General features: G+C 54.6%; 23 protein-coding genes and 1 riboswitch. Of the genes, 11 read left to right on the top strand and 12 right to left on the bottom strand.

Going from position 1 to position 24,298, the window contains the following annotated elements; translation table 11 throughout:
• The first annotated feature begins 58 nt into the window (after positions 1 to 58).
• The 3 genes from amrS to M9H61_RS01065 all read left to right on the top strand — a co-directional run bounded on the left by amrS (position 59) and on the right by M9H61_RS01065 (position 2,123).
• Entirely contained in the window at positions 59 to 1,147 is a 1,089-nt protein-coding gene (gene amrS / locus M9H61_RS01055; RefSeq protein ID WP_250282865.1) for an AmmeMemoRadiSam system radical SAM enzyme, read from the top strand.
• A gap of 22 nt (positions 1,148 to 1,169) precedes the next feature.
• Entirely contained in the window at positions 1,170 to 1,574 is a 405-nt protein-coding gene (locus M9H61_RS01060) for a cupin domain-containing protein (protein ID WP_250282867.1), read from the top strand.
• 78 nt (positions 1,575 to 1,652) lie between these two features.
• On the top strand, positions 1,653 to 2,123 hold the full coding sequence (locus M9H61_RS01065) for a GNAT family N-acetyltransferase (RefSeq protein ID WP_101247972.1): 471 nt from the start codon (positions 1,653 to 1,655) through the stop codon (positions 2,121 to 2,123).
• Between the two features lie 11 nt (positions 2,124 to 2,134).
• On the opposite strand, the gene M9H61_RS01070 is transcribed toward M9H61_RS01065, so the two are convergent.
• Positions 2,135 to 3,367, bottom strand: coding sequence for an NnrS family protein (locus M9H61_RS01070; RefSeq protein ID WP_250282870.1), 1,233 nt, complete (start codon positions 3,365 to 3,367; stop codon positions 2,135 to 2,137).
• Positions 3,368 to 3,610: 243 nt separating this feature from the next.
• Between M9H61_RS01070 and M9H61_RS01075 the strand changes: the two genes are divergently transcribed.
• Both M9H61_RS01075 and M9H61_RS01080 read left to right on the top strand, forming a co-directional pair.
• Positions 3,611 to 5,080 (top strand): leucyl aminopeptidase, encoded by a 1,470-nt coding sequence (locus M9H61_RS01075; RefSeq protein WP_250282873.1) that lies wholly within the window; start codon positions 3,611 to 3,613, stop codon positions 5,078 to 5,080.
• Positions 5,081 to 5,161: 81 nt separating this feature from the next.
• Positions 5,162 to 5,617, top strand: coding sequence for a DNA polymerase III subunit chi (locus tag M9H61_RS01080; RefSeq protein WP_068518225.1), 456 nt, complete (start codon positions 5,162 to 5,164; stop codon positions 5,615 to 5,617).
• A gap of 41 nt (positions 5,618 to 5,658) precedes the next feature.
• Here M9H61_RS01080 and M9H61_RS01085 read toward each other — a convergent pair whose 3' ends face one another.
• The 3 genes from M9H61_RS01085 to M9H61_RS01095 form a co-directional block, all read right to left on the bottom strand.
• Complete coding sequence (locus M9H61_RS01085) at positions 5,659 to 6,279, bottom strand: hypothetical protein (protein ID WP_250282875.1); 621 nt, start codon at positions 6,277 to 6,279, stop codon at positions 5,659 to 5,661.
• A gap of 39 nt (positions 6,280 to 6,318) precedes the next feature.
• Positions 6,319 to 8,610, bottom strand: a complete 2,292-nt coding sequence (locus tag M9H61_RS01090) for a protein-arginine deiminase family protein (RefSeq protein ID WP_250282876.1) — start codon at positions 8,608 to 8,610, stop codon at positions 6,319 to 6,321.
• Positions 8,611 to 8,877: 267 nt separating this feature from the next.
• Positions 8,878 to 9,771, bottom strand: a complete 894-nt coding sequence (locus M9H61_RS01095; RefSeq protein ID WP_250282878.1) for a hypothetical protein — start codon at positions 9,769 to 9,771, stop codon at positions 8,878 to 8,880.
• Positions 9,772 to 9,951: 180 nt separating this feature from the next.
• Positions 9,952 to 10,029, top strand: a riboswitch (SAM riboswitch).
• Positions 10,030 to 10,094: 65 nt separating this feature from the next.
• Here M9H61_RS01095 and M9H61_RS01100 point away from each other — a divergent pair.
• The 3 genes from M9H61_RS01100 to M9H61_RS01110 are packed head-to-tail and all read left to right on the top strand — an operon-like array spanning position 10,095 to position 12,421.
• On the top strand, positions 10,095 to 10,901 hold the full coding sequence (locus tag M9H61_RS01100; protein ID WP_068518221.1) for a methionine ABC transporter ATP-binding protein: 807 nt from the start codon (positions 10,095 to 10,097) through the stop codon (positions 10,899 to 10,901).
• Positions 10,902 to 10,903: 2 nt separating this feature from the next.
• A complete protein-coding gene (locus M9H61_RS01105; RefSeq protein ID WP_068518220.1) occupies positions 10,904 to 11,563 on the top strand; it encodes a methionine ABC transporter permease in 660 nt (219 codons plus the stop codon).
• A 57-nt stretch (positions 11,564 to 11,620) separates the two neighbouring features.
• Positions 11,621 to 12,421: a MetQ/NlpA family ABC transporter substrate-binding protein gene (locus M9H61_RS01110; RefSeq protein ID WP_101247979.1), complete on the top strand. Its 801-nt coding sequence runs from the start codon at positions 11,621 to 11,623 to the stop codon at positions 12,419 to 12,421.
• A gap of 463 nt (positions 12,422 to 12,884) precedes the next feature.
• On the opposite strand, the gene M9H61_RS01115 is transcribed toward M9H61_RS01110, so the two are convergent.
• A complete protein-coding gene (locus M9H61_RS01115) occupies positions 12,885 to 13,541 on the bottom strand; it encodes a LysE family translocator (RefSeq protein WP_250282880.1) in 657 nt (218 codons plus the stop codon).
• A 291-nt stretch (positions 13,542 to 13,832) separates the two neighbouring features.
• Between M9H61_RS01115 and M9H61_RS01120 the strand changes: the two genes are divergently transcribed.
• Positions 13,833 to 15,794, top strand: coding sequence for a diguanylate cyclase domain-containing protein (locus tag M9H61_RS01120; RefSeq protein ID WP_250282882.1), 1,962 nt, complete (start codon positions 13,833 to 13,835; stop codon positions 15,792 to 15,794).
• Between the two features lie 195 nt (positions 15,795 to 15,989).
• Here the strand turns inward: M9H61_RS01120 and M9H61_RS01125 are convergent, their stop codons facing one another.
• Together M9H61_RS01125 and M9H61_RS01130 are read right to left on the bottom strand one after the other, a co-directional pair.
• Complete coding sequence (locus tag M9H61_RS01125; RefSeq protein ID WP_250282885.1) at positions 15,990 to 17,279, bottom strand: serine hydrolase; 1,290 nt, start codon at positions 17,277 to 17,279, stop codon at positions 15,990 to 15,992.
• Between the two features lie 489 nt (positions 17,280 to 17,768).
• Positions 17,769 to 19,670, bottom strand: coding sequence for an ABC-F family ATP-binding cassette domain-containing protein (locus tag M9H61_RS01130; protein WP_250282887.1), 1,902 nt, complete (start codon positions 19,668 to 19,670; stop codon positions 17,769 to 17,771).
• Positions 19,671 to 20,095: 425 nt separating this feature from the next.
• Here M9H61_RS01130 and ndk point away from each other — a divergent pair, with 425 nt between their 5' ends.
• Positions 20,096 to 20,518, top strand: coding sequence for a nucleoside-diphosphate kinase (ndk, locus tag M9H61_RS01135; RefSeq protein ID WP_068518216.1), 423 nt, complete (start codon positions 20,096 to 20,098; stop codon positions 20,516 to 20,518).
• A gap of 91 nt (positions 20,519 to 20,609) precedes the next feature.
• Here ndk and M9H61_RS01140 read toward each other — a convergent pair whose 3' ends face one another.
• Positions 20,610 to 20,747 carry a hypothetical protein gene (locus M9H61_RS01140; protein WP_156480846.1) on the bottom strand — a complete coding sequence of 46 codons (138 nt, stop codon included), beginning with the start codon at positions 20,745 to 20,747 and terminating at the stop codon, positions 20,610 to 20,612.
• A gap of 369 nt (positions 20,748 to 21,116) precedes the next feature.
• Between M9H61_RS01140 and M9H61_RS01145 the strand changes: the two genes are divergently transcribed.
• Positions 21,117 to 21,686 carry an ATP-binding protein gene (locus M9H61_RS01145; RefSeq protein ID WP_250282889.1) on the top strand — a complete coding sequence of 190 codons (570 nt, stop codon included), beginning with the start codon at positions 21,117 to 21,119 and terminating at the stop codon, positions 21,684 to 21,686.
• A gap of 72 nt (positions 21,687 to 21,758) precedes the next feature.
• On the opposite strand, the gene M9H61_RS01150 is transcribed toward M9H61_RS01145, so the two are convergent.
• The 4 genes from M9H61_RS01150 to purM all read right to left on the bottom strand — a co-directional run bounded on the left by M9H61_RS01150 (position 21,759) and on the right by purM (position 24,257).
• Complete coding sequence (locus tag M9H61_RS01150; protein ID WP_101247983.1) at positions 21,759 to 21,887, bottom strand: aa3-type cytochrome c oxidase subunit IV; 129 nt, start codon at positions 21,885 to 21,887, stop codon at positions 21,759 to 21,761.
• A gap of 132 nt (positions 21,888 to 22,019) precedes the next feature.
• Positions 22,020 to 22,376 (bottom strand): hypothetical protein, encoded by a 357-nt coding sequence (locus tag M9H61_RS01155; RefSeq protein WP_250282891.1) that lies wholly within the window; start codon positions 22,374 to 22,376, stop codon positions 22,020 to 22,022.
• 145 nt (positions 22,377 to 22,521) lie between these two features.
• Positions 22,522 to 23,196, bottom strand: coding sequence for a phosphoribosylglycinamide formyltransferase (gene purN / locus M9H61_RS01160; protein WP_250282892.1), 675 nt, complete (start codon positions 23,194 to 23,196; stop codon positions 22,522 to 22,524).
• The gene (gene purM / locus M9H61_RS01165) at positions 23,184 to 24,257 is read right to left on the bottom strand and encodes a phosphoribosylformylglycinamidine cyclo-ligase (protein ID WP_250282904.1); all 1,074 of its coding nucleotides are present in this window, start codon (positions 24,255 to 24,257) and stop codon (positions 23,184 to 23,186) included. The genes purN and purM overlap by 13 nt, the downstream gene beginning before the upstream one ends.
• Positions 24,258 to 24,298 lie beyond the last annotated feature (41 nt).

Here is a 24,298-nt window from a genome sequence, read left to right on the forward strand (position 1 = left end):
CAAATTATGTTTGGCAGTCGTATATTATAGCGAATTTCCCCCTTACGGGTATTGTTTGATGGCAAATACCTTAGACACCGTGCCCGCCCGCTACTGGCACCATCTCGACGATGGACGTATTCAGTGCGATGTCTGCCCGCGCTTTTGCAAGCTCAATGACGGGCAGCGGGGGCTTTGTTTTGTCCGGGCCCGCGAAGGCGATCAGATGGTTCTGACCACTTGGGGGCGGTCGTCGGGCTTTTGTATTGATCCGATCGAGAAAAAGCCGCTCAATCATTTCCTGCCCGGAACACCGATCCTGTCATTCGGTACGGCGGGCTGTAACCTGACCTGCAAGTTCTGTCAGAATTACGAGATTTCCAAAGCCCGCCAGATGGACAAGCTTTCATCGCTGGCAACCCCGGAAATGATTGCCAAAACGGCCAAGGCATATGGTTGTTCATCGGTGGCCTTTACCTATAACGATCCGGTGATTTTCCTAGAATATGCGGTGGATGTCGCCCAGGCCTGCCGGGAAATGGGACTGCGCACGGTGGCGGTGACGGCGGGCTATATCGGGGATCAGGCGCGCGAGGAATTTTTCCGCCATATGGATGCCGCCAATGTCGACCTTAAGGGCTTTACCGACCGCTTTTATCATCAGCTTTGTTCCGCCCATCTCGATGATGTTCTTGAAACGCTTAAATACCTCAAACAGGAAACCGGGGTGTGGTTTGAACTGACCAATCTGGTCATCCCGGGTGAGAATGACGGGGATGGGGAATTTGATGAAATGACAAGCTGGGTGCAGTCCGAACTTGGCCCGGATGTGCCGATGCATTTTTCGGCCTTTCACCCGGACTGGAAAATGATGGACACGCCCCGCACCCCGCCCGAAACCCTAGTGCGCGCACACAAGATCGCCATGCAAAACGGCATTCGCTATGCCTATGTCGGCAACGTTCATGACAAATCCCATAGCAGCACCTTTTGCCATGGCTGTGGCGATATCCTGATCGGGCGGGACTGGTATCAGTTATCAGACTGGAACCTTGATGCTCACGGGGCCTGCAAGACTTGCGGCACCCATTGCGGCGGGGTGTTTCAGGCAAATCCGGGAACCTGGGGGCCAAAGCGCCAGCCGGTGAAACTTCTTTCAAAAACGTGATAGGCAAAAAGGCAGGAACGTCATGGATATCAAGCGCGCAGGGTCACAGGCCTCCAGCACCGGATCGCCGGAATATTTCACCGGGCGTGTGCGGATCGAACCGATCATAAGTGCTGCCGATCCGGCACGGGTGGCGGCGGCCAATGTGACGTTTGAGCCCGGTGCACGCACCACATGGCACACCCATCCGCTAGGCCAGACCATTATCGTTACGGCCGGGGTTGGCCGGGCACAGCGCGAAGGCGGCCCGGTCGAGGAAATCCGCCCCGGTGATATCGTCTGGTTCGAGCCCGGCGAAAAGCATTGGCATGGTGCCGGGCCCGAAACGGCCATGACCCATATTGCCATTCAGGAAAAACTGAACGGATCGCCGGTTGACTGGCTGGAGCCGGTCAGTGACGAAGATTACCTTGGCACCGGCGCCTGACAATCATGACGTTTTTAGTAGCGTAATTCGTCGGCTTGGCTAAAGTGCGCGCGGTTTTAACGCATCTGGAAGCGCTGCATGGCTGGCATCAAAATTCGAAAAGCACGGTTGGGTGATGTCGGCGCCATTTTTGCCATTCGAAGCCGTGTACGCGAAAACCATCTTTCCGCGACCGAGCTTGCCGAACGCGGCGTCACCAAGGCGGCTTTTGGCAAATGGCTTGCCGACGGGTATGGCATCTGGATTGCCGATCTGGATGGATCAGCAGCCGGTTTTGCCATCGCCATTCCAAGCGAGGCGACGCTTTGGGCGCTGTTTGTTGATCCCGATTTCGAAGGGCGCGGTGTTGGTGCGGCATTGCTGCGCACGGCCGAGGAATGGCTGTTTGCAAAGGGATGCAATGACATTTCACTGACCACCGGCGCGGATCCGAAAAACCGTGCGCACGGTTTTTACGAAATGCATGGCTGGCACAGCACGGGGGATATCGATAACGGCGATGTCGAATATATCAAATCCAACCCGTCGCTTTCGCTGTTTGATTTTTAGGGTGCGGTTGTTTAACGCACCGGAATGCCGCCTGTTTTCTTTTGCGACGGTCCCAGCAGAACAGGACCATAGCCGATCAGGAAAGCCAGCCACCCGCCAACCCACATCAGGGTCGCAATGGCAAGAATGGTGACATAATGCGCATTGCTTTGCCCGGCCACTATCCGAAACACGGTTGAAAACCAGATCAGGCCAAAGGCGGCATTCAGCATCATGCTGGCACGCAATTCGCGGCCCGTATGGCCAAGGGCCGCCCGCCCGGCAATCGCAATGATCATGCAGGCCATCGCCCCGCCGGTAAGCCCGTGCAAGGCATCGCGCGATCCGATGGCATCGGGCCAGATCATCGACGCCCCCAAAAGTCCCAATCCGACCGGCACCCAGAAATAGCCAAGATGCAGCATGGCAACAATCGGGTCGCGCCAACTGTAAATCCCGCGCCAGCGCATCAGACGCACGCCATGAAGCACACTTGCAATCAGCAACACATAACCGGACAGGGCCGCATCAGGCGTGATGATCACGGTGATGATGGCCAATGCGATACTTGCCAGACACACCATGTCAAACCGGCCAAACAGGACGGGCAGGGGCGCCGAAATCTGTTCGCGTTGCATCCAGTTGCGCGTAAAGGCCGGGATCACCCGTCCGCCAATCAGCGCAATCAGCAAAATGATCGTCAGGATCGCCGTTTGATAAAGCATCACCGGATCAAGGGCAATGACATCAAGGCAGGATGCAACAAAAAGCCCGTCAAACAGCGTGATGATGCCAATCACCGCCAAAACCCGCATGTTCTTAAGGTTAAGCGCCGCAATCAGCTCACGCGCCCCCAACGCAATCAGAAACACGAAATAGACCAATGCCCCGACAATCACGGCAAGCGGCGGCAGGTTTTCGGCAAAGCCAATGACCAAACGCCCCAAAATCCATGTTGATGTAAGGGCCATTAACATCGACCCGGCAACGGGTGGTCGTCCCGTCCAGTTGGCAATCGCGGTCAATAAAAACCCGCCAATCGCCGCCCCGCCAAATCCGAATATCATTTCATGGGCATGCCAGAAGGATGGCGTGCCAAGGCTTGGCACCGTAATTCCGTGGACATAGCCCGCCACCCACCAGACGACGGCAACAAGCGCAAGGATCCCGGCCAACAGAAAAAGCGGGCGAAACGCCCCGCTCCAGAACGGGTGGGAACGGGCGGCCGGTTCGGTGATCGAAATCGGGGCGGGCTTGGCGGGCATGATCGGCCTCCTGAATGTAATGGGGCGATCATAGCGGTGTTTGAAATGCTGTCTTTGACGTTGCGCAATTTTGACGCATGCCAAATCACGGGGGCAACAGGTTGCTCTTACGTGAAAACCCTGTGTTTTTCGATGATAAGGCTTTTCAAGCGCGTTATTCACGCTAGATTAGGGGCAGAATTTCAACGCGGCTGCTTTTGAAAGGGCCGCGCGCCCCGAAACATGACAGGAGTCCTGTTCACCATGAAGATCACGTTTTCCGATCTCGCCATTCCGTCCAGCGGTGCCGTTATTGCCTTTGCGACTGAGGGGGCTGATCTGATGCCAAGTGCGGTTGCGCTTGATGAAGCAACCGGTGGATCGATCACCAAGGCGATCAAGTCGTCGACCTTCAAGGGCAAGTCGGGGCAAAGCCTCCAGATCCTTGCACCGGCAAATGTCGATCTGTCGCGCGTGATCATTTTCGGGATTGGCAAGGAAGCCGAATTTGACGTGATCGCAGCTCAGAAGCTTGGCGGGTCGGTTACGGCGCGCGCCCTGGCGACCGGGGAAAAGGAACTTACCGTTCTGTTCGATATGGAAAACCTGGCTTGTGATTTTGCAACCGGTGCCATACTGCGTGATTATCGCTTCGATAAATACCGCACCACCGAAACCAAGGAAGACAAGCCGGTTCTTAAGGCGTTCGATATCGCCACCCGCGACCACAAGGACGCCAAGAAACAGTTCGACAGCGCCAAAAAGGTCGTCGAAGGCGTGTTCTTCACCCGTGATCTTGTGTCTGAGCCGGCCAACGTTCTTTATCCGGAAACCTTTGCCAAGGAAGTCTCCGCACTGGAAAAGCTCGGTGTCGAAATTGATGTCCTTGATGAAAAGGAAATGAAAAAGCTCGGCATGGGCGCGCTTCTGGGCGTTGCCATGGGATCGGCCAAGAAACCGGCGATGGTTGTCATGCGCTGGAACGGTGGCAAGAAAAAAGACGCACCGATTGCCTTCGTCGGCAAGGGCGTGACCTTTGATACCGGCGGTATTTCGCTTAAACCGGCGGCGGGCATGGAAGACATGAAATGGGACATGGGCGGTGCCGGTGTCGTTTCCGGTCTGATGAAGGCCCTGGCTGGGCGCAAGGCGAAATGCAACGTGGTTGCGGTTCTTGGTCTGGTTGAAAACATGCCGTCTTCGACCGCACAGCGTCCGGGCGATGTTGTGACCTCGATGTCGGGGCAGACGATTGAAGTCATCAATACCGATGCCGAAGGCCGTCTGGTTCTGTGTGATGCGCTGACCTATGTGCAGGAAAAATACGATCCGCGTCTGATCGTTGATCTGGCGACCCTGACCGGGGCGGTGATCATTGCCCTTGGTCATGAAAATGCCGGTCTGTTTTCCAATAATGACGATCTGGCCGCCCAGATCACAACGGCCGGTCTTGCCGTTGATGAAGGTGTATGGCGTCTGCCGCTGTCACCGGCCTATGACAAGCAGCTTAAATCCGACATTGCCGACATGAAAAACGTGGGCGGTCGTCCGGCCGGTTCGATCACCGCGGCCCAGTTCCTCAAACGCTTTATCACCAAGGACCGCCCGTGGGCGCATCTTGATATCGCGGCAATGGCATGGTCGACCGCTGACAAGGAAGTCGTACCCAAAGGCGGTACCGGCTTTGGCGTGCGCCTGCTTGATCGCTTTGTGGCTGATAACTACGAAAACTGATCACGTTTTGTGATGTGATTTATGCGGGGCAGGGTGATGATCATCTTGCCCCGTTTTTGCTTTCGCGCTACTGAATTGGCTATGGCTGATATCTGGTTCTATCATCTCACCAGCTTGCCGCTGGAACGTGCCTTGCCGACCCTGCTGTCCAAAACATTGGAGCGGGAAAAACGTGCTGTGGTGATGACGGGTAATGAACAGCGCATTGATGCGATCAACACGCTTCTGTGGACCTATGATCCGGCAAGCTGGCTCCCGCACGGGTCCAAATCCGATGGCGATCCGGAAATGCAGCCGGTCTGGCTGACGACGGATGATGAAAACCCCAATGGCGCCCAGTTCCTGTTTCTGACCGACCGGGCGATGAGCGACAAGGTCGCCGATTACGAACGCGTCATCATGCTGTTTGATGACCGTGACCACGACGCGGTGGCCGAGGCCCGCACCCGCTGGAAAGACTGGAAAGACGCTGGGCACAAGCTTTCCTACTGGCAGCAATCCCCGCAAGGCGCGTGGGAGAAGAAGGCTGAAAGCTGATATTCCTGTGCGTTTGACCTGATCTGTAGCCGAGATACCAGTTACGGTGTGGTTCCCGGAGGGGTTAGAAATTCTGCAAACAGAATTTCGACCAATGCCTTGGTGACATCATCTTCGCTTAATTTTCCCGACGCCAGTTCATTAATGGCCGGAAAGCTGTCTGCGGACAGCTTGAACAGGTCCGACTGGATGGCAGATGCGCGAACCGGCCAATCGGGATCAAGTTGCGCAAGGGCCAAAAGCATTGCACGCGCCATTTTGTCCGTGTCGCCAGAAGAAATGGCATCTGAAACGGATTTCAGTTTGCGGGCCTCGGAAACAGCAACATCAAGTGTCGCCAGCAAATCGGCCAGTTCCTTTGCCTGTTGCTTGATCTGATCGACTGGATAGTCCTTTTCGATGTCGCGTAACGGACTGACGGCAGCCGATGTGCCATAGGTCGACAGATATTGAAGCATGCCGTTCAGTTGCCAGCTCTCAAGCTTCTTCCAGCTTCCCGATTTGAGGTCATCAATCATCGGGGCGGCAATGCTTCCCTTATACTGCCGAAATATCTGGTTGGTATCGTTGGGGGAGGGACGGCCTGTAATCCGGCGAGATTCCCATTGGGCAAGCTTGCCGACTTCCTGCAAGGCTGTCTGATAGTCTGATTGTGCGGTCATGACATCGCTCCAAGCTTTTGTCTGGTGGGTCTTGCTGTTCTAAGCATTGACTGCAGTCCACCAGTTTGCATATCGGGCATTTCCAAAGGCGGCCTGTCCGTTGAATTGCGCGCGCAACTCGTTTGTACCGCAATGAATTTCGCCGCTGACAACATGATAATCGTACCAGTCATCAATAAAGATGCATCTCAGATTGATACCGGCCTGCTGAAGTTTGGTGACCAGATCACGTTCGAACAGGTCATACCCGTTATTGTCTTCGTTGGTTTTGTTCGGGTCATTGTCATGTCCGGGGGCCTCAACCCAGGGGCCGAATGGCTTTGGAATAATCAAACGGTCATTGCCAACAAACATATTGGGCATGTCTGCTGTAAGGGCCCCGCATTGGAAACCACCCTGTTTACCCGGGAAGACGTTAAAGCCTTCGTTGCGTCCTGGCGTCCAGGGGGAAATTTTATCGCCAAATGTGAAATTGCCGCTCAGGAAACCATCAGGATAAAAAATTACGGGAACGCGGATGATATCCTGCTCCGACAGATCAAACTCGTTTTTCAGCTTGGTGATATTGCGTTCAATGACGGTTTCAACACCATTGAGATTCCAGTTTCGAAGATCCTGATACGTGTAACGGATGACCTGCTGTTTATCGCGGCGCGGATTGTGCAACGGGGCCTGACCATTACCCAGGAAATCGGCAATGGTTGCGTTGACTGCAACGCCGACCTCTTCGCGTTGTCCGGCAATTGCATTCCATTGCGAGTTTGCGAGATTGAGATTGGTATAGTTGAAGGTATTTCCAACAGCATTCCAGGCTGGTCTTTGCAGCATTCTTGCATTGCCATGGGCCTGATTGTTTGCGGTTAGAATGTCATAGGCAGCTTTGGGACTTGCAACCAGAAGCTTCCATTTCTTGAATTGGTCGGCCTGACCTTCATCAGGGACGAAGGTCATCATCTCGTCGACATGTCCGACCACAAGCCAGTCCGTATCAAGGTGAATTGGCGCCTGAATGTTCTGAGCGGACAGGAACTCCCGGCTGCTTGGGTCCACTTGATGCGAGTTCTGGTGTGCGGTGCTATGGCCATAGTAAATCCGGCCATACAGGTAATTGGTGGTGGCACCATTGACCGTTTTTTGTACCGGTGGCGTCACACCGAAATTGCCTCCGGAATTGGCCGAAACCGGATCGTCCGGATCACTGGCAGCCGGGTAATAGACACCAACTTTCGGGTGGGGCGGGTTGCCCGGATTCACAAGAGCAGGTAGGTCAAGTAACGTCCGATACACCCAGTTTTGCAGTGGCCTGCAACGATGTGTCTTCATAAACACATTTTGAAGTTCAGCCGCCCCTGCCGCGCCAGGCCATTTGCTGAATCCGGAAATCATTGTATCGCGGAGCCATCGATCATCATACCGGTTTTCCGGGGCATAGCTGACCCAGTTATTCCCATGAAGGAAATAGTTGCGGGTCGCGGCAGTATGGACGGGATCGGCTGTATTGACCTGGATGACGGGATTGTCCGCAGCCGCCGCATTTCCAAGTGCAGTTCTAAAAGCGTTATTGGTCGCATTGGCTCCCAAATTGGTCCAGAAATTTGCAATATTCGGATCCGGGTCCGGGTTGTCCGGGTTTGCAGGATCGGGTGTAACATTCGGAGCATCAGCAACGTAAAGCCATGACACGGCCTGACGGTGATGGCTGCCGATCCAGCGGGCAACGGCAAGTCGTTCGCTATAGAAATAAGTCGGGTTACCTGCGCCGGTTACTTCTGGCTGAATAGTGAAAAGTGTCAGCACAGCTTGGCCAGAGGGAAAGTTGTGGCCGGCAAACCGGATGGCCTCAATGCCCAGTGTACGTGCATTTCCGACACTGTTGGTCGTGACGGCGACTTCCTGAACGGTTTGCGGTCCGATGAGTTCGGCACTGTTATGCGCAACGCCGTCAAAAATCCGGAAATGTCGAACCGCGTCGTCGTCGTCATCCGTGGCCTTGTCAAGTTTCAGTCTCAGACCCCAGTTTCCGGGAACACCGGCCGGCGGACCAACAATGTTCCTTCGAATTTCGATCTGGGCCACATCATGCGCAAGATCAATATTTCCGTTGATATTCTGGTCCTGATTGTCGGTGTAACCAATACCGGCATTGTTACCCTGACGGTTGCAGTTAACGGGAATTATCGCCCCGCGCCCCTGTGCGCCAAAGCTGATTGCATTGGGGGTTTTCTGGTTGAGTTGTCCCGGCCCGTCAAGATTTCCATCGCGATCCCTGTCGGTATGCAAGGTGTAGTATAACACCGTCAGGTTTTGCGCGTTCACTGCATTGGCGTTCACATTGATGTTTTGCTGATCAATCGGAACAAAACCCCGGCCAGATACGCGCAGCCTCCAAATGCCGTTTGCAATATTGAAAACATGCTGCTGCACAAGGGCGTTGGGTTGAAACCGCAAGTCGCAGTTTTGCTGTGGCTGGCCTGCGCAAAACAGGGAAACAGTTACCAAGCTGAACGGATAGTTGCCTGCCGGTGCAGTGAGCTGGACTGTGTATTGTGGCATGGCGACCTCAATCGTTTTTAAGATTCTGACAAAAGACAGGGACGGCTAGATCGAAAGAACCAGGTCCATTTCTTTGCGCACTTCGGCGGCATTGCGCAGGATCGCAGCCTGGTCATCAACCGTGCCAAGTGTGCTGTCTTTGAGAATGGCCTCGGCCCAATCCTGCTTTTGCAAGTCGCCCTTGCTGAGAGCCGATGCGACGATGAAATCCATAACACCGTCGCTCGTCTTCACGCCCAGTTTGATCGCTTGCTTCCCTGTGGCAGAGCACCAGTCGGCAAGCTGGTCAGTATCGTAACCGCTTACGATGTCCGGATAGCTCGCCTGCAAGTAACCGGGCATTGCGCCAATCACGTCATTCAGGGACGGTACGGGTACGGGTTCCGGCTGCGGAGAAGGTGTGGGGTCGGGTGTCGGTGTCGGTGTCGGTTTCGGTTTCGGTTCAGGTTTTGGTGCCGGCGTTGGCTCTGGGGTTGGCTGGGGTTTTGGATCGGGCTGCGGTGTAGGAGCTGGCTTGGTGCCACGTTCCAATTTCGCAACCGCCTGTGCTTCCTGGGTCAGCAGGCTGTTGACTTCATCTGCAAAGCGTTTTTCTGCCTGATAGCGTGACGTGGCGCTGGCATCGAATTTCTGTTTGCTGAAGATGCTCATGGATTTCAGGCGTTCTGCATCCTGTGCGCCAAAGGCAGACAGGGTGGCTGCGATTTGACCGGCGCCGGATTGCAGGCGCGATGACAGGTTGGCGGCATCCGGGCATTTGCCGCTGGCAAGGGCAGCGTCCCCTTCGGCGGCGAGCTTTTGCAGCGACGCTGTTTCCGAGGACAGTGTTGAAAGCTGTGCCTTGGTGCGTACATCAACCTTGTTGCCCGTTACCGTTACCACGGTCGGGTATTGCGCCAGGGTTCTGGCAAGGTCACTGATCCGGTCGGCATAGGCCATCTGTCCAATCCCGCATTGATGTTGACCAAAACTAGACGGGGGAAGCAGCCATTTGTGACGCTGTGGCGGCGAAGTGGTTTAAACAAAATTTTAGTGTTGTATATTTGCCGATCATAAAAGCCATGCGTAAAATGCATGATCATTGCCATTGATGAACTGCGTTCAGTGGGGTACACAGGTTACATCGAACGCGCCGATTTGCTCCTCAGCTTGCGGGCGCGATAAAAATGCGGCTAAAGCGAGAGGGCGTATATGCTCCGTATGTACGACCGCCTCGGTGAAGCCGCGGCGGTTTTTTTGTATCTACGGAAAGGTTGAGGTCCATGATCAGGCTCTCGAACGTCCAGAAGACTTATCCTGCACGACGTGGCAGTGACGAACATACGGCGCTGCGCGGTATCGATCTTGATATCGCAGCCGGCGAGATTGTTGGTGTCATTGGCCGTTCCGGTGCCGGGAAATCCACCCTGATCCGTTGCATCAACCTGCTTGAAACGCCGACTTCGGGTTCGGTGATTGTGGATGGCACCGACGTTACCAAGCTTTCCAACCGTGACCTGCCGCTGTTTCGGCGTCAGCTGGGCATGGTGTTTCAGCACTTCAATCTTCTGTCGTCGCGAACGGTCTATGACAATATCGCATTGCCGCTTGAACTGGCCGGTGCCAGCAAGACCGAGATTGCCGCCGCCGTCGATCCGTTGTTGCCGCTGGTCGGGCTTGAGGAAAAGCGTGACCGTTATCCAGCCGAACTGTCCGGTGGCCAGAAACAGCGCGTCGGCATTGCACGTGCGCTGTCATCAAGCCCGAAGGTTTTGCTGTGTGACGAGGTCACCTCGGCCCTGGATCCGGAAACCACCCGTCAGATCCTTAATCTGCTTAAAGACATCAACAAGCGCCTTGGTCTGACCATGGTGGTGATCACCCATGAAATGGCAGTGGTCAAAGCGCTCTGTGATCGTGTGGCGGTGATGGATGGCGGGGTGATTGTCGAAGAAGGACAGGTTGACGGCATCTTTGCCAACCCGGTCCATGACACCACCAAATCGCTTCTGGCCGATGAATTCGTCGAATTTCGCGCCGGTCAGGATAGTGCGCAATCCCGGGACCAATCCAGCGGGCAGGAGGGTTAATCATGTTTTCAACACTCGCACCGATCTTGCTTCAGGCAACCGGCGAAACTCTTTATATGGTGGCGGCTGCCTTGGCGCTTGGTACCTCGATGGGGTTACCGCTTGGCGTGCTTCTGGCGACGTCCGGCCGGGGGGAGCTGTTTGAAGCCCTTTGGTTCCAGCGCATCTTTGGTCCGATCGTCAATGCGACCCGTTCCGTGCCCTTCATCATTCTGGCCGTTGCGATCATTCCGTTCACCCGGTTTGTCGTCGGCACCTCGATCGGCACATCTGCGGCGATTGTCCCGCTGACCGTGGCGGCGATCCCGTTCATCGCACGCATCATCGAAGGCGCCATTCGCGAAGTCGATAGCGGCCTGATCGAAGCCGCCCAGGCCATGGGCGCCCGCCCGGTTCAGGTCGTGACCAAGGTGCTTCTGCCCGAAGCCTTGCCCGGCATTATTCATGGTCTGACCCTGACTGCCGTCACCCTGATCGGCTATTCGGCGATGGTCGGGGCGGTTGGTGCCGGTGGTCTTGGTGATCTTGGCATTCGGTATGGCTATCAGCGGTTCCGCCCCGATGTGATGGCGGCTGTGGTGATTACCCTGATTGTGGTTGTGCAGGCGGTTCAGAGCTCCGGCGACTGGATGGCGCGCAAAGCCGACAAACGGAATATATGAGGAACCCTCATATTTTGAAATTCCCGCAAAAAACAGCGAAAACAAGGAGTTTTTACAATGCGGTTTCTGCTTAAACTGACGGCTGCGGCCGTTCTGGCATCGGCCCTGACCGGTCAGGCACTTGCCAACGAAAAAATCAAAATCGGCGTTACCCCGGGTGCGCATGAAGAAGTCATGGAAGAAGTCGTCAAGGTTGCGGCGACCAAAGGCCTTGATATCGAAATCGTCAGCTTCTCGGATTATGTCATTCCGAACCAGGCGCTTGATGACGGTGACCTTCAGGCCAACAGCTTCCAGCACAAGCCGTATCTGGACAACCAGATCAAGGATCGTGGCTATGACCTGGCCGTTGTCGGTTACAACATACTGACCCCGATGGGCATTTATTCCGACAAGATCAAAAGCCTGGACGAGCTTGAAGACGGTGCCGAAATCGGCATCCCGAACGACCCGACCAATGGCGGTCGTGCGCTTCTGGTGCTGCAGGCACAGGGCCTGATCAAGGTTGATCCGTCTGTCGGTCTGGTTGTCAGCCCGCTTGACGTGATTGAAAACCCGAAAAACATTCGCTTTGTCGAGCTGGACGCTGCACAGCTGCCGCGTTCGCTGGCGGATCTCGATGCCTCGGCGATTAACACCAACTACGCGCTTGAAGCCGGTCTGAACCCGATCAAGGATTCGATCGCGATCGAAGGCAATGACAGCCCGTATGCCAACGTGATCGTCACTCGCACCCAGGACAAGGACGCACCGTGGGTCAAAACCCTGGTTGAATCCTATCACGATGATGCGATCCGTCAGTTCATCGAAACCAAATACGAAGGTTCGGTGCTTCCGGTCTTTAAAATTTCTGAATAATCAGCCTGATTATTAAATCTGGCTGAATAGTCAAAACACCCGCGCGCCAATCCGGTTCGCGGGTGTTTTACGTTCTAGCCATCCGCGTGATCCGGACCGGATCGCGTCGTCCGGTCTGCATGTCATTTGACATCATCCTGTCTTATCTCTGATCAGGATGACTTACGACAGACCACGGCTTGATCGGCCGGGGCAGGGCAGGAACCGTGAATTGGAAGGCGGCGTCAGGGGTTCGGCCAGTTATGGGTGTTTGTTTCCATTTCTGCCCATTTAAGCGTGCTTTAGCTCTCTTCAGTCCAATCCCAGCCTGACCCGCACTCGGACACGGACTCGGATCGGCCCGATGCCCTTCAGTTCAGCCTGCAAGTTGGGGGATGTCCGGACCGGCACGGCTTGGTTCAGTCCAGTCCAGTTGAGTTCAGCCCAGCCCAGCCCAGCCCAGTTCAGTTCAGTTCAGTTCAGTTCAGTTCAGGGTCATTGCCCCTTGCCAGGCGGTCAAAAGGGCGACGCCGATGAATAATGCCCCGGCGGCGCGACCGATAAAGATAGTTGCGGTCGGGTTGCCGGTGATCAGGGTGCGGCTTGTGCCCGCCGCAAGTGCGAGTGCGCCATAGACCGCAAGCTGGACTGCCGCCGTCATGATCCCCATCACCAGCGCCTGTGACCAAAGTGGTCCATATTGCGGCCGGATGAATTGCGGGTAGACGGCGAAAATAAACAAATAGGCCTTGGGATTGAGCATGCAGGTAATCATGCCCTGGCGAAAGGCGATCCAGAGTGAAGACGGTCTGGTCGCCCGGATGGCCCCGACCGTGATGGCACTTTTGATCAGGGTTACACCAATCCAGATCATATAGGCCGCACCGGCAAACAGCATGACATTCAAAAGCCATGGCGCAATTGCCAGAAGGGCGCTGATGCCAATCGCGCCAAGCAGGGTGTGATAAACACCGCCCAGCATGATGCCGGCGGTGGCCGAAAGCCCGGCACGCCGGCCGCCGGTCAGCGCATTGGCAATGACAAAAAACATGTCCATGCCAGGCACGATAATGATGCCCGACAGCAGAACGAAAAAGAGCCAGAGGTTTTCAACATATGTCATGGGTGTCATGAGTGTCATGGGGAGGGGACCTTGCCAGATGAATAAAGGTTGTAATGGGGGCAAGGTAGCAGGGGGCTGCTGACAGGATCATGTCAGGATGATTTGCCAATGCGCGGCATCGTCATTGCGCGATTGTGGCGTCTGGTTGCCGGGGCATGGAGACAATATCGTGTGATCAGCCCGACAAGCGGTATGCGAATGCCCGTGGATGCGTTATGATTTGTTGAAATCATTGTTATGAATAGGGTTTCCATAACGGTGCCAGCCAGAAACGGCTTGGAATATGGTTCATCAAACAGCGGGAAAACGATGATCAGATTCGGTCATGTGAAGTCATTTCTGGTGTGTTTCGCACCGCTGAGTGCCGTGTTCCTGGCTGTCGTCGGGTTGCTGTCATGGGAAGGCAGTGCCGTGCGCGAAAAGGTCATTTCTGATGACCAGCGTTATGCACTGGAAAAATCGATATCGGTATTGCGCGAACGCATCGATATCGTGGTTTCCGATCTTTTGATCCTGTCAGAAAGCCAGCAGATCGATGCGGTGATCGCCGGGACGGCCAGTCTTGATCAGGTGGCGGACGAGTTTGCGGTCTTTTCGCTGCGGCGGGGGATTTATGACCAGATCAGGCTGCTTGACAATGACGGCATGGAAATCGTGCGCGTCAATTACGGCAGCGGCATTCCGTTTTCCGTGCCCAGACGCGAACTTCAGAACAAAAGCGAGCGACCCTATTTCCAGCTGGCCCGCAATGCGCCGCGCGGGACGATCTATATATCGGGTGTCGATCTGAACGAGGAATTCGGCCAGATCGAAAAGCCGATCAAGCCGGTTATCCGGCTGTCGGCGCCGGTCTTTGACCGGTTCGGGGAACGCCATGGCGTTGTGGTCTTGAACCTTCGGGCGGCATCGACACTAGAAGAAGTGGTCAAGTCGCTGAAACTTGACGGGGCAGAGCCGTTTGTTCTCGATGGCGATGGCGGCTGGATGCTGGGCGGGAAGCCGGGCGAAAACTGGGCCGAGGAACTGACCGGTATGCCCGCGGTGATCGGTGACCGTTACCCGAAAGCCTGGGAAAGCATGCAACTGGGATTGCAAAGTTTCCGGGTTGATAGCGGTTTCTATTCGGTCCAGCGGCTTGATGTTTCCGATCTTCTTCTGGCACGCAATTCCAACCGGTCCCTGTCGGTGATCTTTGGCAGTGATCAGGAAAAAAGCAGCCGGTTGAACCTGTATGTCGGGGCGCGGTTGCCCAATGATGTGCTTGAACAGTTGCTGTCGCCCGAACGTGATACGCTGACGATTGTTTCGACCGCGTTCATTTTCCTGATTGCGATCGGCAGTGCGGCCTATGCCTGGACCCGTCAGAACCAGATCGTTGCAAGCTTTGATGCGCGCTTATCCGAACAGGTTTTGCGGGCATCAAAAAACAGTGTGGTTGTCGCCGATGACACGGGCACGATCCTTAAGGTCAATCCGGGCTTTACCGCGATGACCGGATATTTGCCAAACGAAGCAATTGGAAAGCCGTTATCATTCCTGCGTGCCCAGCGCGAAAATGCCGAGGCACTCGACGAGATCCTGATGGCGGCGCGTGCCAATGGCACCTGGGAAGGCGAAGTGCGCAACCGCCGCAAAAGCGGGGATTTCTTTTATTCCAATGTCGTGGTCAGCGCGATTACCGATCCGACAACATCGGATGTCAATTTCGTCGAGATGGGTTTTGACATTTCACGCCACATGGAAAACGCACAGGAATTGTGGCGTCAGGCCAATCATGATGCCCTGACCGGGTTGCCCAACCGGTTGCTGTTTGAAGACCGGCTTGAAGTTGCCTGTGGTCATGCGGAAAACGAAGGCCATTCGATCGCACTTCTTTATATTGATCTGGATGGTTTCAAACCGGTCAATGACCGTTATGGTCACGAAATCGGCGATCAGGTCCTGCGCAAGGTTGGTGAGCGCATCAAGAATACAGTGCGTCAGGGCGATACGGTTGCCCGACTGGGCGGGGATGAGTTTGCGGTGATTGCCGATGCGGTGAACGGACGCGATGAAGCCGAATGGGTGGCCCAGAAAATCGCGGCATCCATCCAGCGCCCGATTGAGATTGATGCCCTTAGCATCACGGTCGGGGCCAGCATCGGGATTGCTGTCTATCCCGGGGATTGCAACGAAACGGTTGCGCTGATCGGCTTTGCCGATGAAAAAATGTATCAGCAAAAGCGCGTGCGCAAGGCAAAGGGCAGTGATGCGGCGAGATCACTGCATTGAGCTAATAGCGGGACGGTTCAGGAGCGAATTGCCTTAGGCACTCAGTCTCCCGGAGGTTGAGGTCCAGAATAAAATTCTGGACCCAATTTTTTACTGTTAAACCCGGTTGTGAAGAAGTCCAGATTTATTGTCGACTGTTCTTTTCTGTTGTATGGGCGCTAAGGCTTTTGAGATGCGATCCATTGAGTTCAGATTTTAGTCAAACAGTCCTGATGTTGCGATAGGGCGCAGGTATCTTTGCATTTGTTGTGATGGCTCTGTCGAGAAATAGGCGATTACTAGATCGCGTTTTGGCGAGACATAGAGTCCTTGAGTATTCAGGCCTGCCTTGAAAAAATCGCCGTCTGTCCAGATTGCATCCCATTGGCGGGCCGCTGTTTTGACAGTGTTGTCTCCAAGACGTTCCATGAATGCCGGGCCATTTCCAGCAAGGTAAAATTCGTTGGTTCGCGGCGTGCTCTGAATTCTGTCCAGCGCCTTTGGCGAGACGATACGTTCGGTTGAGATCTGACTCCAGCTTGGGGTGTAAAGCATTCCCAATCGCGCAAGATCTCTTAAATTGATCGACATTGGACCATGTACAATCGCAATGCCATCGGGGGACAAATGCACTTGTAGCGGGCCCTCAACCCCCATTTTCGACCAGACACGTTCATCGAAGTAATCTGACCATGATTTCTTGCTAACGGCTTCGGCAAGGAAGACAAGCGACTGAGTGACAACTGAAGAGTAAATAAAGCTGTCGCCAGGCTTTCCCTGTGGTTGGGCGTCCAGCATGACATCAAGCATGTTTTCAAGTTTGCCGTTGATCGGTTCCCCAAGTTCTGCGGCCATCAATCGCGAGATAATTGATATATCGCTGGTTCGGTCGTACTCAGATACGTTGAGGCCAACGGTCATATCAAGAGCATCTCTCACTGGCACATTTTCCCATGCAGAGCCGACGAACTCAGGCACGTAATTGCCAAGAGACTTTCTTTCATCAATCAGGCCATCATCAATCAATAAATCGATCACAAGGGAACCCAGTATCTTTGACACAGAAGCTGTGAAATGCGGATCAAGTTCGTGCATGCCGGGATAAGTTTCATACGCGATCTTGCCCTTGTGGACGACTACAAGTCCTTGAGCATAGCTTTCGGGGCTGGCCATGAACTCGTCAAGCGTCATAGATCCAAGGGCTGTCTCAGCGCGAATGCTGCCAATTTCGCGCAAGATAGCGCTTGGCAACTCCATAATCGACTGTCGACGAACAAGTATGGCGGTCTTGTTTGTTTGCGACGCGTTACGGTGATACCAAAGAGCTCGCTCACTAGTGATGATCAAGTCACTGACAGAAAAGTTGCGAATATTATCAAGCGTTTCCTCAGCCGACCAACCTTCGAGAGCTTTGGAAACAGGGGCAGGAGTGCTTTTCTCTTGGGCGATTGCGACGCTAGAGAAAGTGAAAATCGAGATGCAAATTGCGATCTTTATTAGCCTCATAACAATGTTCCCTATGCAATGAACGGGGCTAGTGAAGTTCGCTTGTCTCAATTCCTGAGATGTATTTCGTCTTTCGCCATGCCCACTGCACGAAAGAAGCAGTTAAGTTGCTTCAGAGCAGATGGAAACGAAATTTTGGCGCATGTCACACATCATTGGGCAGATTTGACCCGACGCAATAGAACTCGTAGCCAGGTCAGGCGGCAAGATGACAAGCGTTCGATTGATATCACTTGCATCAACCATAAGTGGGGATGTTATTTGCGTCTATAATTATATTTTGAATTAAAATGGAGGATTGGCAGCAGTTTAAAATGCCACTTTAAGTAAGTGGACGAGTACATAAAACCTGACAGCCACAGATATCGAGTGCTAAGGGAAGTGGATGTCGCTCGATTGATGGGGTGAAATCTATGGCTGAAATTGACCCGGTCATCCTACACTTGCCTGATGTTGGATCAGCTTTGCAAGAAATCTTAATCAACAAGCTCAGGCAACCAACGTCTCATATTCTTCCTGCTTTTCCATCCACTGCATTTCGATGTCGCCAAGCTGGCTTTCGATCTTGCCCAGTTCCATTTGAAGGTCGCCGAGCTTCTGGCCATTGGCAGCTTCATAGAGTTTGGGATCGGCCATTTCGGTTTCGATTGCGGCCTTGCGCGCGGACAATTTTTCCATCTGGGATTCGAGCTTTTCAATCGCGCGTTTGACCGGAGCGGCGGCCTTGCGTTTTTCGGCGGCCTGCTGGCGTTCGGCTTTGCGGTCGCGTTTGGCGTCCTTGCCATTGGTGTCGTCTTCGCCGGCCTTGTTGGCCCGGCGTTCGGCACGTGCACGATCGAGAAGATACTGGCGATATTCCGATACGTCGCCGTCAAAGGCGGTTACCGTGCCATCGGCCACCAGAACCAGACGATCGGCACAGGCTTCGATCAGATAGGGATCGTGACTGATGATGATCACGGCACCTTCATAGGCGTTAAGCGCATGGTTCAGGGCATCGCGGCTGTCGATATCAAGATGGTTGGTCGGTTCATCAAGGATCAGCATATGCGGTGCATCAAGGGTCATCAGCGCAAACAGCAAACGCGCCTTTTCGCCCCCCGAAAGGTCTTTTACCTTGGTGTCGCCCTTGTCCCCTTCGAAGGCAAAGCGGCCAAGTTGTGCGCGCACCTTGCTTTCGATCGCATCGGGCATCAGGGCCGCCATATGCTGATAGGGGGTCTGTTCACCGATCAGCTCGTCGGTCTGATGCTGGGCAAAATAGCCGATGCGCAGTTTGCTTGAGGCGGTCTTTTCACCGGCCATCAGTTCAAGCCGGTCCGAGAGCAATTTCGCCAGGGTCGATTTACCGTTGCCGTTGGCACCCAGAAGGGCAATGCGGTCATCCATATCAATGCGCAGGCTGATATTGCGCAGGACCGGTTTGCCCGGTTCATAGCCGACTTCGCCGTTATGGATATTGATCAGGGGCGGTGGCAGTTCCTTGGGGCTTGGGAAGTCAAAGGTAATGCCGCGGTCTTCGACCACCGGGATCGCAGGCCCCATTTTTTCAAGCATCTTGACACGGCTTTGCGCCTGTTTGGCCTTGCTGGCCTTCGCACGGAAGCGATCGATGAAGGACTGCAGATGCTTTTGCTGGGCTATCTGCTTTTCATATTGTTTGGACGCCAGTTCCATCTGTTCGCGCCGGGTCTTGGCAAACTTGTCATAGTTGCCGCCATACAGCGTGACGGTGCCGTCATGCAGATGGGCAATCGATTTGACCGCGCGGTTCAAAAGATCACGATCATGGCTGATCAGGATGATCGTGCCGGGATAGTTGATCAGATAGTTTTCAAGCCAGATAGTGGCTTCGAGATCAAGGTGGTTGGTCGGTTCATCCAGCAGCAGCAGATCCGGGCGCAGGAACAGGGTCGCGGCAAGTGCGACACGCATCCGCCAGCCGCCGGAAAAATCATCACACGGGCGTTGCTGGGCATCGGCATCAAAGCCCAGACCCGAAAGGATCGATGCCGCCCGTGCCTCGGCGGTGTGGGCATCAATATCGGCAAGGCGGGTGTGGACTTCGGCGATGCGATGGGGATCGGTGGTTGTTTCGGCTTCTTCAAGCAGGCTGGCGCGTTCGGTATCCGCGGCCAGAACAGTTTCAATCAGCGAACGGCTGCCTGCCGGGGCTTCCTGGGAGACAACCCCCATGCGCGCCCGCTTGGACAGGCGAATGTCGCCGCCATCGGTGGCCAGTTCACCGGAAATCAGTTTCAAAAGGGTGGATTTACCCGCCCCGTTGCGGCCAATCAGGCCGACCTTGTGGCCATCGGGAATGGTCAGGGAAACCTGGTCAAGAATGACACGGCCACCAATACGATAGGTGAGATCGGTAATTTGCAGCATTTTATCGGTCGTTCTCTTGATCTTGGGTATCGGGTTTCCCGGTCTTTCCCGCCTTGATCCGGGGGAATCGCAAGGATTTCTGTGCTTTCAATAGGGCAGAGTACGATTTGAAGCAAGGTTTCTTGAAACTGTAACCGGCGGAAATTGGCGGCCGGGGGTGACAAAGTAACCGACGGGAAAATCGCAGTTTTATGCGTTTTTGCGCATTTTCGTGATGGTTTTGAGGTCAATGCAGCTACTGCAAGTCTGTATTGCGCGGGCAGAACTATCTGTTGCGTTGCGCTTCAACCCCGTTTATATAGCGCCAACCTTTGGGTCTGTGGATGATAAGGGAGTGCTTATGTATGGCTCCTTTATGTTCCGCAGGCCCTTTTGGAAGCCCTCTTGGGGGGTAACGAAATTTTTAAAGTAGCTAGGTGAAACCAATGGCTGTCGAACGCACTCTTTCGATCATCAAGCCGGACGCAACGCGCCGCAACCTGACCGGCAAAATCAACGCCGTCATCGAAGAAGCTGGCCTGCGCATTGTCGCACAGAAGCGCGTCGCTCTGACCCGCGCTCAGGCTGAAGGTTTCTATGCAGTTCACAAAGAACGTTCGTTCTTCGGTGAACTGGTAGACTTCATGGTCTCCGGCCCGGTCGTCGTCCAGGTTCTGGAAGGCGAAAACGCTGTCGCGACCTACCGCGAAGTTATGGGTGCAACCAACCCGGCAAACGCCGAGGAAGGCACCATCCGTAAGCAGTTTGCAGAATCCATCGAAGCGAACTCGGTCCATGGTTCGGACTCGCTCGAAAACGCTGCAATCGAAATTGCTTACTTCTTCGCTCAGACCGAAATCGTCGGCTAAGCTTAGAATACAGAATTCCGGTTCATCCGGCATCAAAACGCCCCGCAGATTGCGGGGCGTTTTTTTGTGTCTGTGTGACAGAACGGCGCGGTTAATCGATCAGGAAAGCTGCCATTAACAGCAGCAAAACAGAGATGGAGATAATGCTCCACAAAACGAACTTGGTCCAATGGTGCCAGCCTGCTTCGTGGATTTTGACCAGTTCGACGTCGTAGTCGCTTCCTTGCATTGTTTCCTCCCCAATTGCGGGTCCGATTGTTTCGGATTTCAGGGTTGTGGTGCTGCGGGCGTTCGGATCGCCCTTTGCATCCGGTGCGGTCCGGATCCATATCAGGACAACAGATTGATCTTACCGATATTTAACCTATGGGTGAATAAGTTTTGTGTTTGTGTCTTTTTGTGCGACGCAGCGTGCTGGACAGCATTGGGTGACCATGCCATGATCAGGCCATGGAAAATGTCGTAACCAGTTCTGCACGAATTTTTACCGCCATTCACAGGATGGCGGGGGTGTGACATTTTGACCAAATGAAACCACCCGCCGCGTGAGGCGGGTTTTTTGTGTCTGTCTCCCGGCTTTTCCGACAGGGAGATCGCAATGTCATTATCCACATCAGATCAGGATCGAAGGTCACCGGACCATGCCATGGCCCATGCCTTGGCCCATGGATTGGTAGGGCAACCGGTGCTGCATATGTTATGCGGGAAAATTGCATCGGGGAAATCGACTCTTGCCGCCGAACTGGCGCGCAAACCGGGAACGGTTCTGATTGCCGAAGATGAATGGTTATCCGTTCTGTTTGGCGATCAGATGCACACAGTGTCGGATTATGTCCGTGCGTCGCGAAAACTGCGTGACGTCATGGGGCCGCATGTCAGCATGTTGCTGTTATCAGGTCTTTCGGTCGTGCTGGATTTCCCGGCCAACACGCGCGCGTTACGTGGCTGGATGCGCGGCATTTATGAAGAGGTCGGGGCAGGGCACAAATTGCACTTCCTTGATCTGGAAGAAGACATCTGCAAACAGCGCCTGCACGCCCGCAATCAGGCGGGTGAACATCAATTTGCTGCCAGTGATGCTCAGTTCCATCAAATCTGTGCGGCGTTTCAGCCACCAATTGCGGCAGAGGGATTTGACGTCATCACCTATGACACCGATACGATTTAAGCGCCTTAACAAACAAAAAAAGCTGCCGGTCAACGGCAGCTTTTTACATTTCCGGTTCTGCCATTTGGCAGATCACAGCAGGAAGATCGCCATCAGGATCAGAATGGCAATAACCGAAATGGTCGACCATTTGACAAAGCTGGTGAAGCCTTCATAGATGGCAACATGGGTTTCGGTCAGTTCGTAATCGTTACCCTGCAAATCTACCTCCTGGGTTTTGGGATTTTTCCAATGTATATCCGCAAGGTAGAGCGCGGGCAAGGGTAAGATTAACCGGGGATATCATCCCTTTGGCCAAGGGTGTGGACAGGATCACATCGTCCTATCTGCGTCCTATCTGCCGGTTTCCTTGCAGGCAAAGGGCAGAAACGACCCGGTGGCCCCTTCGTTCATCATCACGACAGACATCAGATTGGCATATTCGAGTTCGGCCCGGTTTTGCGGGCAGACATAGGCGCGTGCCGTGCAGCCCGATGCGACAAATTCGTCTTCCTGATCGTCAAAGGCAGTGCTGGTGGCGTTTGCGGGCATTTGTGCCCGGATATCATCCCGATGGGTTTGATAAAGTGCGCATTTGGTTGCGCGCCAGTTTGCGTTCTGGGCGTGGCTTTCGGTGATCGCCAGACCGATTGGCACGATAAAGGTTGCAAGCATGACGCCAAGGACGATGTTGCGGATGGTTTTGTTCATGATGGGCCTTTGGACCAGGGGAAACGGATGGAAAACCGTTTGCGTAATCTGGTCTGAAACCGGTCGGGCGCAAGATGCTGCCATGAAAAAAGGGCGGATCAAGCCGCCCTTAAATCAGCCTGCGCAATCTGCGCCAAAGGTTCTTTCAAGCCGGTTCAACCGCCGGATTGATTTCAGCAAACTCGGCGGGTTTGGCATCGGCAACCGTTACGATGCCTTTGTCATCAACCGAAACGCGGCCTTCGGCGATCCAGCGGATGACCTGCGGATAGATGCGGTGTTCCTGTTTGAGGATACGCTGGGCCAGTTTGCCGGCATCGTCCCCCGGAAGGACCGGGACAACGGCCTGGGCAATGATCGGGCCGCTATCGACTTCGGGGACGACATAATGCACGGTGCAACCGGCAAATTTGACCCCGGCATCCAGGGCTGCCTGATGCACATGCAATCCCTTGAAACTTGGCAAAAGAGACGGGTGAATATTGATCAGCTTGTCTTTCCAGCGGGTGACAAAGCTTTCACTGACCAGTCGCAGGTATCCTGCCAGAACCACAAGATCCGCACCGCTTTCTTCGATCAGGGCACTGACGGCGGTGTCATAGGCTTCGCGTCCGCCCGGATAGCCTTTGTGCGAGATGGCCTCGGACCGGATACCGGCCTTGCGCCCGCGTTCCAGCCCGCCTGCATCAAGCTTGTTTGAGAAAACCAGAACGATTTCGGCCGGGTAGTCGGGCGTATTGCAGGCATCAATGATGGCTTGCAGGTTGGACCCGCCGCCTGAGACCAGAACGGCGAGTTTCAATTTGCTTACTTTTCCCATGCAGGGCCCATGTTCTTGATGACGACCTGCGGGCCATCACCGGCGCGCGGGCCGATAACACCGATCTGACTGACGGTTTCACCATGTTCACGCAGCAATGCTTCGGCCGCATCAGCCTTGTCAGCCGGAACCACGACGCACATGCCAATGCCGCAGTTAAAGGTCCGCGCCATTTCGACGGCCGGAATGCCGCCCTCGGCTGCGAGCCATTTGAAGATCGGCAGGAATTCCCAGGTGCTGGCATCAAAGACAGCGGTCAGGTTTTCGGGAAGAACACGCGGAACGTTTTCAGTCAGGCCGCCACCGGTAATGTGGGCAAGGGCCTTGACCATGCCGGCCTTGTGCGCTGCGAGGCAGCTTTTGACATAAATTTTGGTCGGTTCAAGCAGGGCTTCGCCAACGGTTTTGCCCGGAGCGAACGGGGCTTCGTCGGAATAGCCAAGGCCTGCCTTGTCGACAACCTTGCGGACCAGCGAATAACCGTTGGAATGAACACCGCTTGATGCCAGACCAAGGATCACGTCGCCCTCGGCCACGTTGCTGCCATCAAGAAGTTCACCACGTTCGGCCGCACCGACGGCAAAACCGGCAAGGTCATATTCGCCATCCGAATACATGCCCGGCATTTCGGCGGTTTCCCCGCCAATCAGCGCACAGCCAGCCTGTTTGCAGCCCTCGGCAATGCCGGCAACCACATCGGCGGCATTGTCGACCGACAGTTTGCCGGTTGCAAAGTAATCAAGGAACAGAAGCGGCTCGGCACCCTGAACGACCAGGTCATTGACGCTCATGGCGACCAGATCGATGCCAACCGTGTCATGTTTGTCGGCGAGGAAGGCGACTTTAAGCTTGGTGCCGACACCATCGGTGCAGGAAACCAGAACCGGATCGTTGTAGCCGGCGGCTTTGAGGTCAAAAAGGGCACCAAAACCGCCAAGCCCGCCGGAAACACCGGACCGCGAGGTTGCTTTTGCAAGCGGTTTGATTCGATCGACAAGGGCATTTCCGGCATCAATATCGACACCGGAGTCCTTATAGGTAAGGCCATTGGAGGCGGTCATTTTGGTGATCCTTGGCTTCGCGCATGCATGAAAAAACAGCG

The organism is Thalassospira sp. GO-4, from assembly GCF_023588965.1.
Classification (GTDB): Bacteria; Pseudomonadota; Alphaproteobacteria; order Rhodospirillales; family Thalassospiraceae; genus Thalassospira; species Thalassospira povalilytica.